Here is a 14254-nt window from a genome sequence, read left to right as displayed (position 1 = left end):
TCTCGCTGGTGCATCACGGGTGATGCACCTATGATGCTGTCCATGCGAACCACCGTCGACCTGCCTCCTGCGGTGCACCGCCGTGCGCTGGAACTCGCGGAAGCGCGCCACCAGTCGCTGTCCGCGGTCGTCGCCGAGCTCACGACCCGCGGCCTGGCCTGCCTCGGTGAGCCGGTCGAGATCAGCACCGACCACGTCAGCGGTCTCCCGGTGATCTCCATCGGGCGAACCATCACGTCGGCCGAGGTCGCCGACGCCCTGGACGACGAGTGACGGCACACCTGCTCGACGCGAACGTCCTCATCGCGCTCACCGTCGCGGAGCACGAGCACCACCGGGCCGCGGCCGCCTGGGCGGGGTCCGGCGTGGAGCTCGCGCTCTGTCCCGTCGTCGAGGGCGCGCTGGTGCGCTTCCTCGTCCGCCTCGGCGAGAGCCCGTCCACCGCGCAGGCCGTCCTCTCGGCGCTGTACGCCTCGGGCCGGTGCGCCTTCTGGCCCGACGCCACGTCCTACGCCGACACGCCGCTGGATCATGTCGTCGGGCATCGACAGGTCACCGATGCCTACCTCCTCGGGCTCGCCACCAGCCGGGGCGCCCGTCTGGTCACGTTCGACCGAGCGCTCGCCGAGGCGTCCGAGCGTGTCGATCTGCTGACCTGACCGAGCGCTCGGCGGCTCCCGCAGGGATCAGTCCGCCGCGGCGCCCAGATGCACCACGAAGCCGCCGGGGTCGCGCACCTGCGCGACCCGCTCGCCCCACGGCATCAGCTCGGGCTCGGCGATGCTCGTCGCGCCGAACTCGAGCGCCCGCCGGTACGCCGCGTCGACGTCGTCCACGTAGAGCCACAGCGCGGCGCCGACGGGCTCGGCCGCCAGGTCCTCGTCGAGCCCGAGGCCGAGAGCGGAGTCACCGATGCTCAGGGCGACGTACACGTCGCGGCCCCCGGCCTCGAACGCGTAGGTGCGCTCGGCGCCGAAGGCGTCACGGTAGAACGACTCGAGTCGCGGGAGGTCCCGTGTCGAGAGGATCGCGAAGCTGCTCCGTACCCCCATGCGGGCATCGTACGAAACCCCGAGGGTCAGATGCCCAGCGTCAGATGCCCAGCGACCGGCCGACGATCTCCTTCATGATCTCGGTGGTGCCGCCGTAGATCGTCTGGATGCGGGTGTCCCGGTAGGCCCGGCTGATCGGGTACTCGCTCATGTAGCCGTAGCCGCCGTGCAGCTGCAGGCACGCGTCGACGGTCTTCTTCTGCAGCTCGGTGGTCCACCACTTGCCCGCGGCCGCGTCGTCGATCGAGAGGGAGCCCGCGTTCAGGGCCTCGATGCTGCGGTCGACGAACACCTGCGCGATGCGCTGCTCGGTCTCGAGCTCGGCCAGCACGAAGCGCGTGTTCTGGAACGACCCGATCGGCTTGCCGAACGCGTGGCGCGACTTCACGTACTCCAGCGTCATGTCGATCGCGGCGCGGCACGCGGCCGCGGCGACCACCGAGATCGTCAGGCGCTCCTGCGGCAGCTTCTCCATGAGGTAGACGAAGCCGCGGCCCTCCTCGCCGAGCAGGTTCTCCACCGGTACGCGGACGTCGTCGAAGAACAGCTCGGCGGTGTCCTGCGCCTTGAGCCCCAGCTTGTCGAGGTTGCGGCCGCGCTCGAACCCCTCCATGCCGCGCTCGAGCACGATCAGCGAGACGCCCATCGCGCCGGCGTCGGGATCGGTCTTGCACGCGACGATCACGAAGTCGGCGTTGATGCCGTTCGTGATGAAGGTCTTCGCGCCGTTGACGACGTAGTGGTCGCCCTCGCGGACCGCCGTGGTCTTGATGCCCTGCAGGTCGGACCCGGTGCCCGGCTCGGTCATCGCGATCGCGGTGATCATCTCGCCGGAGACGAACTTGGGGAACCAGCGTCGCTTCTGCTCGTCGTTCGTGTAGCTGAGCAGGTAGCCCGACACCAGGTCGGTGTGCAGCGCGAAGCCGACACCGCTGGCGCCGATGCGGGTGAGCTCCTCCTGGAGCACCGCGTTGTAGCGGAAGTCCGAGACGCCGCCGCCGCCGAACTCCTCGGGCATCATGAAGCCGAGCAGGCCCAGCTCGCCGGCCCGCGTCCACACCTCGCGCGGGACGATGCCCTCGCGCTCCCACTCGTCGTGGTGGGGCACGACCTCCTTCTCGAGGAAGACGCGCACGGTGTCGCGGAACGATTGGTGCTCGGGCTCGAACAGGGTGCGTTCCATCAGTTCTCCTCGTCCTGGACGGCGACCTTGCTCTCGATGAGGTCGTCCACGTCCTCGATGCCCCACGCGGTCAACGCCTCGCGGGTGCTGGCGCCCGGGCGTTCCGGGGCGCGGTGGATCCCGGTCTCCGTCGCCGAGAAGCGCGGAGCGGGAGCGGGCTGGGTGACGCCGAACGCCGAGACGTAGGTGCCGCGGGCGACGTTGTGCGGGTGCTCGTAGGCCTCCTCCGTCGGCATGACGGGTGCGACGCACGCGTCGGTGCCGGCGAAGAGGGTGGTCCACTCCTCCTGGGTGCGGCTGAGGAACCACGTGCGCAGGGTGTCGCGCAGGTCGGCCCAGTTCTTCGGGTCGTTGCGGTCGGGCAGGTCGCCCAGGCCGACGGAGGCGAAGACCTCCTGCATGGCGTACCAGAACTGCGGCTCGAGCCCGCCGACGCTCATCCAATACCCGTCGGAGGTCTCGTAGACGTCGTAGAACGGTGCGCCGGTGTCGAGCAGGTTCGTGCCGCGGCGCGGCGACCACGCGCCCGACTGCTGCATGCTGATGGTCATCGACAGCAGGTGCGCCACGCCGTCGGTGATCGCCGCGTCGACGACCTGGCCCTGCCCGGTGCCGCGCGCGTGGGTGAGGGCGGCCAGCACGCCCGTGACGAGGTACATTGACCCTCCGGCGAAGTCGCCCAGCAGGTTCAGCGGGACCTGCGGGGGTCCGCCGGCACGGCCGATCGGGTCGAGCCCGCCGGCGACCGCGATGTAGTTGATGTCGTGCCCCGCGGCGTCGGCTAGCGGACCGCTCTGGCCCCAGCCGGTCATCCGGCCGTAGACGAGGCGCGGGTTGCGCGCGAGGGCGACGTCGGGTCCGAGCCCGAGGCGCTCCATCACGCCGGGACGGAATCCCTCGATCAGGATGTCGGCACGCTCGACGAGGTCGAGGACCGTCGCGACGCCATGCTCGTGCTTGAGGTCGATGGCCACGCTGGGCCGGTTGCGGCCCAGGACGTCGCGCTCGGGCGGCGCGACCTGCAGGGCGTTGCCGCCCGGTCGATCGATGCGGATGACGTCGGCACCGAGATCGGCGAGCAGCATGGCCGCGAACGGGCCCGGGCCGATCCCGACGATCTCGACGACGCGCACCCCGGCGAGGGGTCCTGTGCTCTGGGTCACGCCGTGATTCTGACACCATCGCTGTCACAGTGGCAACCGCGGTGCCACGGCCTCGCGCGGCGTGCCCGCGTGGTCCCGTTCACACCCGGGGAAATCTGTGCGATGCTGCATGCGACATCGTCAATGTCACATCGGGCGGGCGTCCGGTGGGTGAGCCTGAGGAGTTCCCATGCTGAGCGAGATGGCCTACACACGACGCGGCCAGGGCGAGCCGCTCGTCCTGCTGCACGGCATCGGGCACCGCCGCGCCGCGTACGAGCCGGTCCTCGACGAGCTGGCACGGCACTACGACGTCATCGCCGCCGACCTTCCCGGTCTCGGCGACTCGCCGCCCCTGCCCCACGGCACGGGCTACTCGGCCGAGAACGTGGCCGCCGCGATCGCGGAGAACTTCACGGCCTGGGGAGTCGACCGCCCCCACGTCGTCGGGAACTCGCTCGGCGGACTGCTCTCGATCGCGCTCGCCCAGCGCGGCGACGTGCGCTCGGCCACCTGCCTGTCCCCCGCGGGCTACTTCCGGCCGTGGAGCCTCCTGCAGGCCACCGTCACCCTCCTGCCGCTCAAGTTGGGCTCGTACCTGCCGAAGCGGGTCCTGCGGGCGGTCTCGCGCCTGCCGATCGGCCGTCGCCTCATCGGCTTCTCGCTCTACAGCCACCCTGACCGCTACACCGCCGAGCGCGTCTACGGCGACGCCCTCGCGATGAGGCACGGCCAGGGCTTCTGGCGCTACTTCATCCGCTGCTTCCCGCTGGGCTTCACCAGTCCCGAGTCGTTCCGCGGCTCGGCCAGGGTGCCGATCACGATCGCGTGGGGCGACAAGGACCTCATCCTGCACAAGTCGCAGGCCAAGCTGGCCGCGAGGCGGATGCGCGGCGTGGAGTTCGTGACCCTCGCCGACTGCGGCCACGTGCCCATGGGCGACTCCCCCGAGCAGGTCGTCGCGGCGATCCGCGCCACCACCGCCCGCGCCACCGTGGCCCGGGACGACTCCTCCGTCGCCTGAGCGCTGGTCTCGATACGCCGCTCGTTCCTCGCGAGCTACTCGACCACCGGCCTGGCCGGTGATCCGTCAGCGGGCGCCGGAGTGGCGGGCCAGGAAGGCCGCGGTGCGCGGGTCGCGCGGCGCGGTGAACAGCTGCTCGGGCGGCCCGGACTCGACGATCCGGCCCTCGGCCAGGAACACGATCCGGTCGGCGCACTCGCGGGCGAAGTCCATCTCGTGCGTCGCCATGACGATCGTTCGGCCCTCGTCCTTGAGCTCGCGGACGACGTCGAGCACCTCGGCCACGAGCAGCGGGTCGAGCGCCGACGTGACCTCGTCGAGCAGCAGCAGCTCGGGGTCCATCGCCATCGCCCGGGCCAGCGCGACCCGCTGCTGCTGACCACCCGAGAGCGAGTCCGGGTACGCCGCCGCCTTCGCGTCGAGGCCGACGCGCGCGAGCAGCTCGTGGGCCCGCCGCGTGGCCTGGGACCGGGAGACCCCCTTGACGCGGCGCGGTCCCAGCACGAGGTTCTGCAGGACGCTGAGGTGCGGGAACAGGTTGAACGCCTGGAACACGAACGCGATTCGCGCGCGGGCCGCGTTCTCGTCGATGGCCGGGTCGGTCAGCTCGAGGTCGCCCAGGAAAATGTCGCCGTCGTCGGTCAGCTCGAGCAGGTCGATGCAGCGCAGCAGGGTGGACTTGCCCGACCCGGACGCTCCGATGAGGCACACCACCTCGCCGCGGCCGACCGTCAGGTCGATCCCGTCGAGCACGACGTGGTCGCCGAACGACTTGCGGACTCCCTCGACGCGCAGCATCACTGGCCTCCCTGACGACGCATGGAACGGATGGTGAGCCAGTCGGTGAACCGCGCCAGCGGGATCGTCACGACGATGAAGAACAGCGCGGCGACGCACAGCGAGGTCACGTTGAACGTGGTGGCCTGGTAGACCGAGGCCGCGCGGAGCGCCTCGACCAGGCCGATCGTCGACACCAGCGCGGTGTCCTTCTGCAGCGACACGAAGTCGTTCATCAGCGGCGGCGTGACGTTGCGGACGGCCTGCGGCAGGATCACGCGCGTCAGCGTCTGGCCGTACCCCAGACCGAGGGCGCGACCGGCCGCCCACTGCGTGGGGTGCACCGACAGGATGCCCGCCCGGATCACCTCGGCCACGTAGGCGCCGTAGCTCAGCGTCAAGGCGATGACGCCGAGCCAGAACAGGCTGGTGGGGACCCCGGCCAGGCCGAGCGCCGGGAAGCCGAAGCCCACCAGCATCACGACGAGGATCGTGGGGATGCCACGGAACACATCAGTGTAGGCAGCGGCGAGGAACTTGAAGGGCGCCATCGCCGGCGCCGGGATCACGCGGACCACCGCGACGAGCAGCGCCAGCGGCAGCACGAGCAGCTCGACCGTGAGGAAGAGCCGCACGTTCAGCCAGAACGCGTCACGGATCGCGGGGAATGACTCGCGGGCGTGGTAGCCGCTGAAGAACGTCTCGCGGACGCGGGGCCAGCCCGGTGCCGACGTGACGACCCAGGCCAGCAGGCCCAGGACGACGAGGCTCGAGATCGTCCCCACCACCACGCGGCGCAGCGTGCGGCGACGCCGGAAGGCGTTGCGCTGCTGCTGCCGCGCGGACGGAGGGGGAGGGCTCGCGAGCCCCGCGTCGTGGGTCACCGGGTCACTTCAGGACGGGAACGTCCTGCGACGCCGACAGCCACTTCTCCTCGAGGTCGGCGAGCGTGCCGTCCTCGGTGAGGGCGGTGACGGCCTGGTCGACGCACGGGGTCAGCTCGCTGTCCTTCTGCAGCAGGACGCCGAACTGCTCGGGCTCACCGCCGTCGAACTCGAACTGGCCGGCGATCGTGGCGTCCTCGAGCTCGGCGGCGACGAGGTAGAAGGCGCTGGGCAGGTCGGCCACGATGCCGTCGACCTGGCCGTTGGCCAGGGCGAGCGCCGCCTTGGTGGTGTCGTCGTAGACCAGCGGGGCGTCCTCGGTCTCGAGCGACTCGATCGCCTTGAGCGAGGTGGTGCCGATCTGGGCGCCCAGGCTGGCGGTGCGGAAGTCGGCGAGGCTGGAGGCGTCGGCGAACTCGGAGTCGTTGCGGACGATGATCGCCTGCGCGGCCGAGTAGTACGGCTTGCTGAAGTCGACCGCGTTCTGGCGCTCCGCCGTGATCGAGATCTGGTTGATGTCGAAGTCGAAGGCCTTCTTGCCCGGCTGGTAGGAGACGTTGAACGGGACCTTCGTCCACGCCACCTGGTCGCGGGTGAAGCCCATCTCCTCGGCCACGGCGTAGGCCACGGCGGACTCGAAGCCCTCGCCGTTGCTGGGATCGTTGTCGGTGAACCACGGCTCGAACGCAGGGTCGTCGGTGGCGATCGTCAGCTTGCCGGACGTCGTCAGCGGCAGTTGGTCGATGGCGCACTCGCCGCCGGCGGAGGCGGAGGCGGTGGACTCGGACGCCTTCGCGTCGTCGGAGTCGTCGGACGGCGCGCAGCCGGCCGCGACGGAGAGCATGAGCGCCAGGGGGACGGCGAGCAGGGATCGCTTCATGGTGCCCATCGTAATGGGCACGAGACACCGTCTCGTCCTGCGGATATGTATGAACCTCGTTGCATATGGTCCGGCCGAGCCCTAGGCTCCCCGCATGGCCCTCGACCACGCGATCCTGGTGTCGCTGACCGAGCGCGCCGCCAGCGGCTACGACCTCGCCCGCCGCTTCGACGCCTCCATCGGCTACTTCTGGCCGGCCAGCCACCAGCAGATCTACAAGGTGCTGGCGCGGATGCAGGAGGCCGGCTGGGTCGAGAGCACCCTGCAGGAGCAGGACGGCCGACCCGACAAGAAGACCTACGCGATCACGCCCGACGGCGCCGCGGAGCTCGATCGGTGGGCCGCCCAGCCGACCGAGCGCGAGGCGCTGCGCAGCGACTTCGCCGTGAAGCTGCGCGCCTTCCGCGACGCCCGCACCGTGCTCGCCGACACGCGTGCCCGACGCGCCGCCCATGCCGAGCGGCTGGCCGAGTACGAGGCCAGCGAGGCCCGCTTCTACCCCGATCCCTCCGCACTCGACGGGCCGGACCTCGGCTCATGGCTGGCGCTGCGCGGCGGCATCCTCGGCGAGCGTCAGGGCATCGCCTGGTGCGACGAGATCCTCACTGCCCTCGAAGCGCGCGGATCCCGATGACGAGCACGATCACGCCCAGCGTCATCGCCGTGCCGATCAGCACGAGGTGCACCCAGAAGAACGACGTCGGCTCCTGCCACCGCGTCCCGCCCCACGCGCGGTCGTCGTCGACGATCGCCTTGAAGAAGCGGGGCCAGATGACGATGTTGAAGACGCCGGCCGCGATGAGCAGCCAGGACGCGAGCTTTCCGATCACCCCTCCATTGTCCCCACCGAAGGGAACCCGCCCATGAAGGCCTTCCGAGAACTCGTCGAGCGCGGCATCGCCACCGGCTCGTTGGCCGGCGTCGAGGACCTGCTGGCCGACGACGTCGTGTTCCGCAGCCCCGTCGCCCACAAGCCGTACCCCGGCAAGGCGATCACCACGGCGATCCTCAACGGCGTCGCGCGGGTCTTCGAGGACCTCCGCTACGTGGGCTCCATCGAGGAGGGGAACCGCAGCGCACTCCTCTTCGAGACGAGGATCGGCGACGTCACCGTGAACGGCTGCGACTTCATCACGACGAACGACGAGGGCCTCATCACCGAGTTCACCGTGATGGTCCGCCCGATGTCGGGCGCCACGGCCCTCATGGAGGCCATGGCCGCGCAGTTCCCGCAGATCCAGGCCGACGCCGCCGCCTTCGCGGAGCAGCAGCGGTGAGCGAGTTCCCGCACCTGCTGAGTCCGCTCGACCTCGGGTTCACCACCTTGCGCAATCGCGTGGTGATGGGCTCGATGCACACCGGCCTGGAGGACCACGCGAAGGACCTCCCGAAGCTCGCGGCCTACTTCGCCGAGCGCGCCAAGGGCGGCGTCGCCCTGTCGATCACGGGCGGGTTCGCGCCGAGCTGGCGCGGCTGGCTGCTGCCGTTCGGCTCGGAGATGTCGCGGAAGCGGCACGCCGAAAAGCACCGTCTCGTCACCGATGCGGTGCACGAGCACGACGGCAAGATCGCGCTGCAGATCCTGCACGCGGGCCGCTACGGCTACTCGCCGTTCAAGAAGGGCGTGTCGTCGGTGAAGTCGCCGATCACGCCGTTCCGGGTGTCCCCGATGTCGACGAAGGAGGTCGACCGCACGGTCACCGACTTCGCGCGGTCGGCCGCCCTCGCGAAGCGCGCCGGCTACGACGGCGTCGAGATCATGGGCTCCGAGGGCTACCTGATCAACCAGTTCCTCGCGGCGCGCACCAACACCCGCACCGACGCGTGGGGTGGGTCCGCCGAGAAGCGCATGCGGTTCCCGGTGGAGATCGTGCGTCGCACCCGCGAGCTCGTCGGCGACGACTTCATCGTCCAGTACCGGATCAGCCTGCTCGACCTCGTCGACGACGCGCAGTCGTGGGAGGAGACCATCGCGCTCGCGAAGGCCCTCGAGGACGAGGGGGTCACGATCCTCAACACCGGCATCGGCTGGCACGAGGCACGGATCCCGACGATCGTCACGAGCGTGCCGCGCGGCGCGTTCACGTGGGTCACGGCGAAGCTGCGCGCCGAGGTCTCGGTGCCGGTCGTCGCATCCAACCGCATCAACACCCCCGAGCAGGCCGAGGCGATCCTGGCCGCCGGCGAGGCCGACCTGATCTCGATGGCGCGGCCGCTGCTCGCCGACGCCGACTTCGTGAACAAGGCTGCCGACGGGCGCTCGGACGAGATCATCACGTGCATCGCCTGCAACCAGGCGTGCCTGGACCACACGTTCAAGAACCAGCGGGCCACCTGCATGCTGAACCCGCGGGCGGCGCACGAGACCGAGCTGGTCCTGCTGCCCACCCGGTCCACGAAGCGGATCGCCGTCGTCGGCGCGGGACCGGCGGGGCTCGCGGCCGCCGTCGAGCTCGCGGGGCGCGGTCACGAGGTCGAGCTGTTCGAGGCACTGCCCGAGATCGGCGGCCAGTTCCGCCTCGCGATGCAGATCCCCGGCAAGGAGGACTTCGCCGAGACGATTCGCTACTACTCGGTGATGCTGGAGCGCCGCGGCGTGAAGGTGCACCTGAACCGGTGGGCCTCCGTCGAGGATCTGGAGGGCTTCGACGAGGTGGTCATCGCGACGGGCGTCGAGCCGCGCGTGCCCGCGATCCCGGGTGTCGACCATCCTTCGGTCGTGACCTACCAGCAGCTGATCCGTGAGCAGGCCGTCGCCGGCGCGCGGGTGGCCGTCCTCGGTGCCGGCGGCATCGGCTACGACGTGTCGGAGTTCCTGCTGCACGAGTCCGGCGAGTCGCTCGAGCACTGGATGTCCCGCTGGGGCGTCACCGACCCGGAGGTCGAGCGCGGTGGCCTCGCCACCAAGACCGAGGCCCCGCCGAGACGCGCCGTGACGCTACTGCAGCGCAAGGCCACGACGTTCGGCAAGGACCTCGGCAAGACCACGGGCTGGGTGCACCGCACGACACTCAAGGACTCGGGCGTCGAGTTCGTCGGGGGCGTCCGGTACGACCGCATCGACGACGACGGACTGCACGTGACGATCGGCGCCGACGGCGACTCCCCCGAGTCGCGCCTCATCGCCGCCGACACGATCGTGCTGTGCACAGGCCAGGAGTCGGTGCGCGACCTGGTCGAGCCGCTCGGGGCCGCCGGCGTCTCCGTCCACGTCATCGGCGGCGCCGACGTCGCCGCCGAACTCGACGCCAAGCGCGCCATCCGGCAGGCCACCGAGCTGGCGGCTCGGCTCTGACGGTTTCCCCGGTTAACCGGGGAATCCGTCACTTCACGAGGGTTGCGAACCTCGGGAAGTGACAGGAAACCTCGTTCGGTCGCTCCGGAGCAGCACACTGGGGACATGGCCAGACGAGTGGTGCTGCTGCGGGCGGTGAACGTCGGCGGCGCGAAGCTGCCGATGGCGGAGCTGCGCGAGGTCGCGCAGGAGCTCGGCGCGCGGGACGTCTCCACGTTCATCGCGTCGGGGAACCTGCTGGTGGACGTCGACGAGCCGGAGGCGTTCGACCGGGCCCTCGAGCGGGCGATCGAGGAGCGGTTCGGGTTCTTCCGCGAGGCGATCAGCCGCTCCCCCGAAGAGCTGCGGACGGCGCTGGAGGCGCACCCGTTCCCGATCGAGGGCGAGCGCAAGGCGCACCACGTCTACTTCCTGCTCGAGCCCCCGACGGAGCAGCAGGTCGAGGCGCTGATGTCGAAGGGCCTGCCCGACCGGCTCGCGGTGATCGGCCGTGACCTGCACATCCGCTACGCCGACGGGGTCGCGAACACGAAGCTGACGCCCGCGCTGATCCTGCGGACGCTCGGAAGTCACGGCACCGGACGCAACCTCAACACCGTCGAGAAGCTGGTCACCCTCGCGACGGTGTGAGCCTGTGGACGAGCAGGTGCGCGGCACCGTCGCGGGCTGACATCGTCACCGGCAGCCGTCACACTGGAGGAGTGCCCGTCATGGACCTGGAGTCGACCATCACCCTGGTGGGGTTCGCCGCGTTCGCCGTCGCCCTGCTCGGCTACCTGGCGGCGATGAAGCGCGACCTCCGGGCGGAGATCGCGTCGCTCGGCACCGGTCTCAGCGAGCGCTTCGACATCGGCGCGCGGCGCCGCCCGGGGGCCGGGTGAGCGACTGGTTCGAGCGCCGGTGGCTGGTGCTCACCGGCGCGGGCGTCAGCACCGACTCCGGCATCCCCGACTACCGCGGCCCCGAGTCGGTGCCGCGGCAGCCGATGACGTTCCAGGACTTCATCGCCTCGCCGGCGAACCGCCAGCGCTACTGGGCCAGGGCGCACCTGGGCTGGAGCCGGATGGGTGGCGCCGAGCCGAACTTCACCCACCGCTTCCTCGCCGAGCGCCAGGACCGGCTCGTCGGGCTCATCACCCAGAACGTGGACGGCCTCCACGAGAAGGCCGGCTCGCTCGACGTCGTCGACCTCCACGGCCGGCTCGACCGGGTGATCTGCCTCGACTGCGGCGACGTCACGAGCCGGACCGAGGTGCAGGCGCGGCTCGACGCGCTGAACCCGGGCTGGACCGAGCAGGAGGTCACGATCGCGCCCGACGGCGACGTCGACCTCGAGGACACCGCGGATTTCGTCGTGGCTGACTGCACCCAGTGCGGCGGCCGGCTCAAGCCCGACGTGGTGTTCTTCGGCGAGTCGGTGCCCAAGCCGAAGGTGAACCACTGCTTCGAGCTCGTGGAGCGCGCGGGGCGCGAGGGGGCGGCGCTCGTCGTGCTGGGCTCGTCGCTGCAGGTGATGAGCGGCCTGCGCTTCGTGCGCCGGGCGGCCAAGGACGGCATGGAGATCGTGATCATCAACCGCGGCCCGACCCGCGGCGACGAGCTGGCCACGGTGCGGATCGACGACGGGGTCGCCGAGACCCTGCGGCGCCTCGGCGAGGGCTGAGACGCGACGGGGCCCGGTGCTAGGACTAGCACCGGGCCCTTCGCCATGATCTCGATACGCCGCTCGCTGCGCTCGCGAGCTACTCGATCACCGGTGGTGTCAGCTGAGCTGACGCAGGCGCACGGTCTCGGGCAGCGCGGCGAGCTCCTTGAGCACGTCGGCGCCGACCTCGGCCGAGACGTCGGTGACGACGTAGCCCAGCTCGCCGCGGGTGGCGAGCTGCTGGCCCTCGATGTTCACGCCGTGGTCGCCCAGGATCGTGTTGATCGTGGCGAGCACGCCCGGGGCGTTGTGGTGCACGTGCGCGAGGCGGTGGCGCGCCGGGTCGCTCGGCAGGTTCAGCTCGGGGAACGTGACCGACAGGTTCGTCGTGCCGGCCTTGGCGTAGGCGCGCAGCTTCGACGCGACGAAGCGGCCGATGTCCTGCTGGGCCTCCTCGGTGGAGCCACCGACGTGCGGCGTGAGGATCACGTTCGGCACGCCGCGCAGCTCGCTCTCGAACGGGTCGCCCTGGGCCTTCGGCTCCACGGGGAACACGTCGAGGGCGGCGCCGGCGATGTGGCCCGACTCCAGGTGGCGGCGCAGGGCCGAGGTGTCCACGGCGATGCCGCGCGACAGGTTGAGGAACAGCGAGCGCGGCTTCATCGCGCGCATCTGCTCGTCGCCGAACAGGCCCGCGTTGCCGGGGCGGCCGTCGACGTGCAGCGAGACGACGTCCGAGATGGCGAGCAGCTCGTCGATCGTGGCGCACTTCTTGGCGTTGCCCAGCGCGAGCTTGTCGTCGATGTCGTAGAACACGACCGACAGGCCGAGCGCCTCGGCGATGACCGAGAGCTGGCTGCCGATGTTGCCGTAGCCGACGATGCCGAGCGTGCGGCCGCGCACCTCGTGGCTGCCGGCGGCCGACTTGTTCCACACGCCGCCGTGCATGGCGGTGGACTTCTCGTGCAGGCGGCGGGCGAGCGAGATGATCTCGGCGATCGCCAGCTCGACGACGCTGCGCGTGTTGGAGTAGGGCGCATTGAAGACGGCGACGCCGTGGCGCTTGGTGGCGGCGAGGTCGATCTGGTTCGTGCCGATGCAGAACGCGCCGATCGCGAGCAGGTCGGGAGCGTTCTCCAGGACCTTCTCGGTGATGTAGGTGGTCGAGCGGATGCCGAGCAGGTGGACGCCCTTGACGGCCTCGATGAGCTCGTCCTCGGTGAGCGCGGCACTGCGCGTCTCCACCTGGTAGCCCTTGTTGCGCAGGAAGTCCGCGCCGTCGGCGTGAATGTTCTCGAGGAGCAGGACCTTGACGTCCTGGTCGTCGATCGTGGTCATCGGTTCGTGAACGTCGAAGCTCATGCTCATCATCGTCATCGTGTGTGGCCTCCGGGTCAGCGGTCGATCGGGCTGACGCGGGGCCCAGGCGAACGGTCCCGTAAGTCGTGCTGTCCACGGCTCCCTGGTGGTAGCCACCTCAACGCCAGTCGCGCGCGGACCACCCCATCCTAGCGGCTCGGGCCTGATCCCTCGATCACGTCCGGGAGCGTGGACTCAGGGCGCGAGGTTGCCCTTCATCGCCTCCACGGCCTCCGGCGGGACCTCCTGGTCGAGGTTCGCCAGGCGCACCTGGCCCTGCGCGATGAGCTTCCCGTCCTGGTTGACCGAGTCCAGGTGCCACAGCTGCTGCGTACGGCCGCGGTGGATCGGCGTCGCCGTGACGGTGATGGTGTCGCCGTTGCGCGCCTGGCGCAGGAAGTCGGTGGAGTTGTTGGTGCCGACGACGACCCCCTTCGTGCCCAGCCAGATCTGGCCGGCCATGCTCGCGGTCGACTCGTGCACCGCGCAGTAGATGCCGCCGTGCGGGATGCCGAAGGGCTGCAGGTGGCGGTCGGTGATGGTGAAGCGCACCACCACCTTCTCGGGGGTCAGCTCGACGTGCTCGACACCGAGCACTCCGTCCAGTCCGGGAACTTCGCTCATGCAGGGGACTCTAAATGAGGCCGCACCGCCTTCGTCCGCCGCGTGGGCCGTTAGGGACTTGATACGGGTACCCCCTAGGGGTATGGTCGAGACATGAGCCACGAACATCCCGGATACGCCGACGACAAGGCGGCCGTCCTGAAGCGGCTGGCCCGCATCGAGGGCCAGGTCCGCGGGATCAACCGCATGGTCGAGTCCGACACCTACTGCATCGACGTGCTGACCCAGATCAGCGCGACCACCAAGGCACTCGAGGCGGTGGCGCTGAAGCTGCTCGACGAGCACCTGGCCCACTGCGTCGCCGATGCCGCCGCCAAGGGCGGCCCCGAGGCCGACCTGAAGATCAAGGAAGCGTCCGACGCCATCGCGCGTCTCGTGAGGAGTTGAGG

General features: G+C 70.3%; 19 protein-coding genes and 1 riboswitch. Of the genes, 10 read left to right on the top strand and 9 right to left on the bottom strand.

Annotated features, from left to right (window positions below; all coding sequences use genetic code 11):
• Window positions 1–42 precede the first annotated feature (42 nt).
• Both H1W00_RS03755 and H1W00_RS03750 read left to right on the top strand, forming a co-directional pair.
• Entirely contained in the window at window positions 43–273 is a 231-nt protein-coding gene (locus H1W00_RS03755; protein WP_181753728.1) for a hypothetical protein, read from the top strand.
• Complete coding sequence (locus H1W00_RS03750; RefSeq protein WP_181753726.1) at window positions 270–659, top strand: TA system VapC family ribonuclease toxin; 390 nt, start codon at window positions 270–272, stop codon at window positions 657–659. The genes H1W00_RS03755 and H1W00_RS03750 overlap by 4 nt, the downstream gene beginning before the upstream one ends.
• A 27-nt stretch (window positions 660–686) precedes the next feature.
• Here the strand turns inward: H1W00_RS03750 and H1W00_RS03745 are convergent, their stop codons facing one another.
• The 3 genes from H1W00_RS03745 to H1W00_RS03735 are packed head-to-tail and all read right to left on the bottom strand — an operon-like array spanning window position 687 to window position 3398.
• The gene (locus tag H1W00_RS03745) at window positions 687–1052 is read right to left on the bottom strand and encodes a VOC family protein (RefSeq protein WP_181753719.1); all 366 of its coding nucleotides are present in this window, start codon (window positions 1050–1052) and stop codon (window positions 687–689) included.
• 40 nt (window positions 1053–1092) lie between these two features.
• The gene (locus H1W00_RS03740) at window positions 1093–2235 is read right to left on the bottom strand and encodes an acyl-CoA dehydrogenase family protein (RefSeq protein WP_181753717.1); all 1143 of its coding nucleotides are present in this window, start codon (window positions 2233–2235) and stop codon (window positions 1093–1095) included.
• Window positions 2235–3398: a CoA transferase gene (locus H1W00_RS03735; RefSeq protein ID WP_181753715.1), complete on the bottom strand. Its 1164-nt coding sequence runs from the start codon at window positions 3396–3398 to the stop codon at window positions 2235–2237. Before H1W00_RS03735 ends, H1W00_RS03740 begins: the two co-directional genes overlap by 1 nt.
• 169 nt (window positions 3399–3567) lie before the next feature.
• Here H1W00_RS03735 and H1W00_RS03730 point away from each other — a divergent pair, with 169 nt between their 5' ends.
• Complete coding sequence (locus H1W00_RS03730; protein WP_181753714.1) at window positions 3568–4401, top strand: alpha/beta fold hydrolase; 834 nt, start codon at window positions 3568–3570, stop codon at window positions 4399–4401.
• A gap of 66 nt (window positions 4402–4467) precedes the next feature.
• Here the strand turns inward: H1W00_RS03730 and H1W00_RS03725 are convergent, their stop codons facing one another.
• The 3 genes from H1W00_RS03725 to H1W00_RS03715 are packed head-to-tail and all read right to left on the bottom strand — an operon-like array spanning window position 4468 to window position 6942.
• Window positions 4468–5199: an amino acid ABC transporter ATP-binding protein gene (locus tag H1W00_RS03725; protein WP_078699705.1), complete on the bottom strand. Its 732-nt coding sequence runs from the start codon at window positions 5197–5199 to the stop codon at window positions 4468–4470.
• Window positions 5199–6062: an ABC transporter permease subunit gene (locus tag H1W00_RS03720; RefSeq protein WP_181753698.1), complete on the bottom strand. Its 864-nt coding sequence runs from the start codon at window positions 6060–6062 to the stop codon at window positions 5199–5201. Before H1W00_RS03720 ends, H1W00_RS03725 begins: the two co-directional genes overlap by 1 nt.
• 4 nt (window positions 6063–6066) lie before the next feature.
• Complete coding sequence (locus tag H1W00_RS03715) at window positions 6067–6942, bottom strand: ABC transporter substrate-binding protein (protein WP_181753696.1); 876 nt, start codon at window positions 6940–6942, stop codon at window positions 6067–6069.
• Between the two features lie 94 nt (window positions 6943–7036).
• Here H1W00_RS03715 and H1W00_RS03710 point away from each other — a divergent pair, with 94 nt between their 5' ends.
• Complete coding sequence (locus H1W00_RS03710) at window positions 7037–7576, top strand: PadR family transcriptional regulator (RefSeq protein ID WP_181753694.1); 540 nt, start codon at window positions 7037–7039, stop codon at window positions 7574–7576.
• Here H1W00_RS03710 and H1W00_RS03705 read toward each other — a convergent pair.
• Window positions 7545–7772, bottom strand: a complete 228-nt coding sequence (locus tag H1W00_RS03705; RefSeq protein ID WP_181753692.1) for an SCO4848 family membrane protein — start codon at window positions 7770–7772, stop codon at window positions 7545–7547. The genes H1W00_RS03710 and H1W00_RS03705 overlap by 32 nt on opposite strands.
• Window positions 7773–7805: 33 nt before the next feature.
• Between H1W00_RS03705 and H1W00_RS03700 the strand changes: the two genes are divergently transcribed.
• The 5 genes from H1W00_RS03700 (at window position 7806) to H1W00_RS03680 (ending at window position 11900) form a co-directional block, all read left to right on the top strand.
• Entirely contained in the window at window positions 7806–8219 is a 414-nt protein-coding gene (locus tag H1W00_RS03700; protein WP_181753691.1) for a nuclear transport factor 2 family protein, read from the top strand.
• The gene (locus tag H1W00_RS03695) at window positions 8216–10237 is read left to right on the top strand and encodes an oxidoreductase (protein ID WP_181753689.1); all 2022 of its coding nucleotides are present in this window, start codon (window positions 8216–8218) and stop codon (window positions 10235–10237) included. The genes H1W00_RS03700 and H1W00_RS03695 overlap by 4 nt, the downstream gene beginning before the upstream one ends.
• A 105-nt stretch (window positions 10238–10342) precedes the next feature.
• Complete coding sequence (locus tag H1W00_RS03690; RefSeq protein WP_181753688.1) at window positions 10343–10867, top strand: DUF1697 domain-containing protein; 525 nt, start codon at window positions 10343–10345, stop codon at window positions 10865–10867.
• 71 nt (window positions 10868–10938) lie between these two features.
• On the top strand, window positions 10939–11118 hold the full coding sequence (locus tag H1W00_RS03685; RefSeq protein WP_181753686.1) for a hypothetical protein: 180 nt from the start codon (window positions 10939–10941) through the stop codon (window positions 11116–11118).
• A complete protein-coding gene (locus H1W00_RS03680; protein WP_181753684.1) occupies window positions 11115–11900 on the top strand; it encodes a Sir2 family NAD-dependent protein deacetylase in 786 nt (261 codons plus the stop codon). Before H1W00_RS03685 ends, H1W00_RS03680 begins: the two co-directional genes overlap by 4 nt.
• A gap of 99 nt (window positions 11901–11999) precedes the next feature.
• Here the strand turns inward: H1W00_RS03680 and serA are convergent, their stop codons facing one another.
• Both serA and H1W00_RS03670 read right to left on the bottom strand, forming a co-directional pair.
• Window positions 12000–13244 (bottom strand): phosphoglycerate dehydrogenase, encoded by a 1245-nt coding sequence (serA, locus tag H1W00_RS03675; protein ID WP_241732814.1) that lies wholly within the window; start codon window positions 13242–13244, stop codon window positions 12000–12002.
• Window positions 13245–13295: 51 nt separating this feature from the next.
• A riboswitch (ZMP/ZTP riboswitch) is annotated at window positions 13296–13383 on the bottom strand.
• 53 nt (window positions 13384–13436) lie between these two features.
• On the bottom strand, window positions 13437–13865 hold the full coding sequence (locus H1W00_RS03670; RefSeq protein WP_181753683.1) for a PaaI family thioesterase: 429 nt from the start codon (window positions 13863–13865) through the stop codon (window positions 13437–13439).
• Between the two features lie 93 nt (window positions 13866–13958).
• On the opposite strand from H1W00_RS03670, the gene H1W00_RS03665 reads away from it, so the two are divergent.
• Window positions 13959–14252, top strand: coding sequence for a metal-sensitive transcriptional regulator (locus H1W00_RS03665; RefSeq protein ID WP_181753681.1), 294 nt, complete (start codon window positions 13959–13961; stop codon window positions 14250–14252).
• Window positions 14253–14254 lie beyond the last annotated feature (2 nt).

It is taken from the genome of Aeromicrobium phoceense (assembly GCF_013868155.1).
GTDB lineage: Bacteria > Actinomycetota > Actinomycetes > Propionibacteriales > Nocardioidaceae > Aeromicrobium > Aeromicrobium phoceense.
The sequence above is the reverse complement of the archived record's forward strand: the minus strand, read 5'-3'. Positions and strand labels throughout refer to the sequence as shown.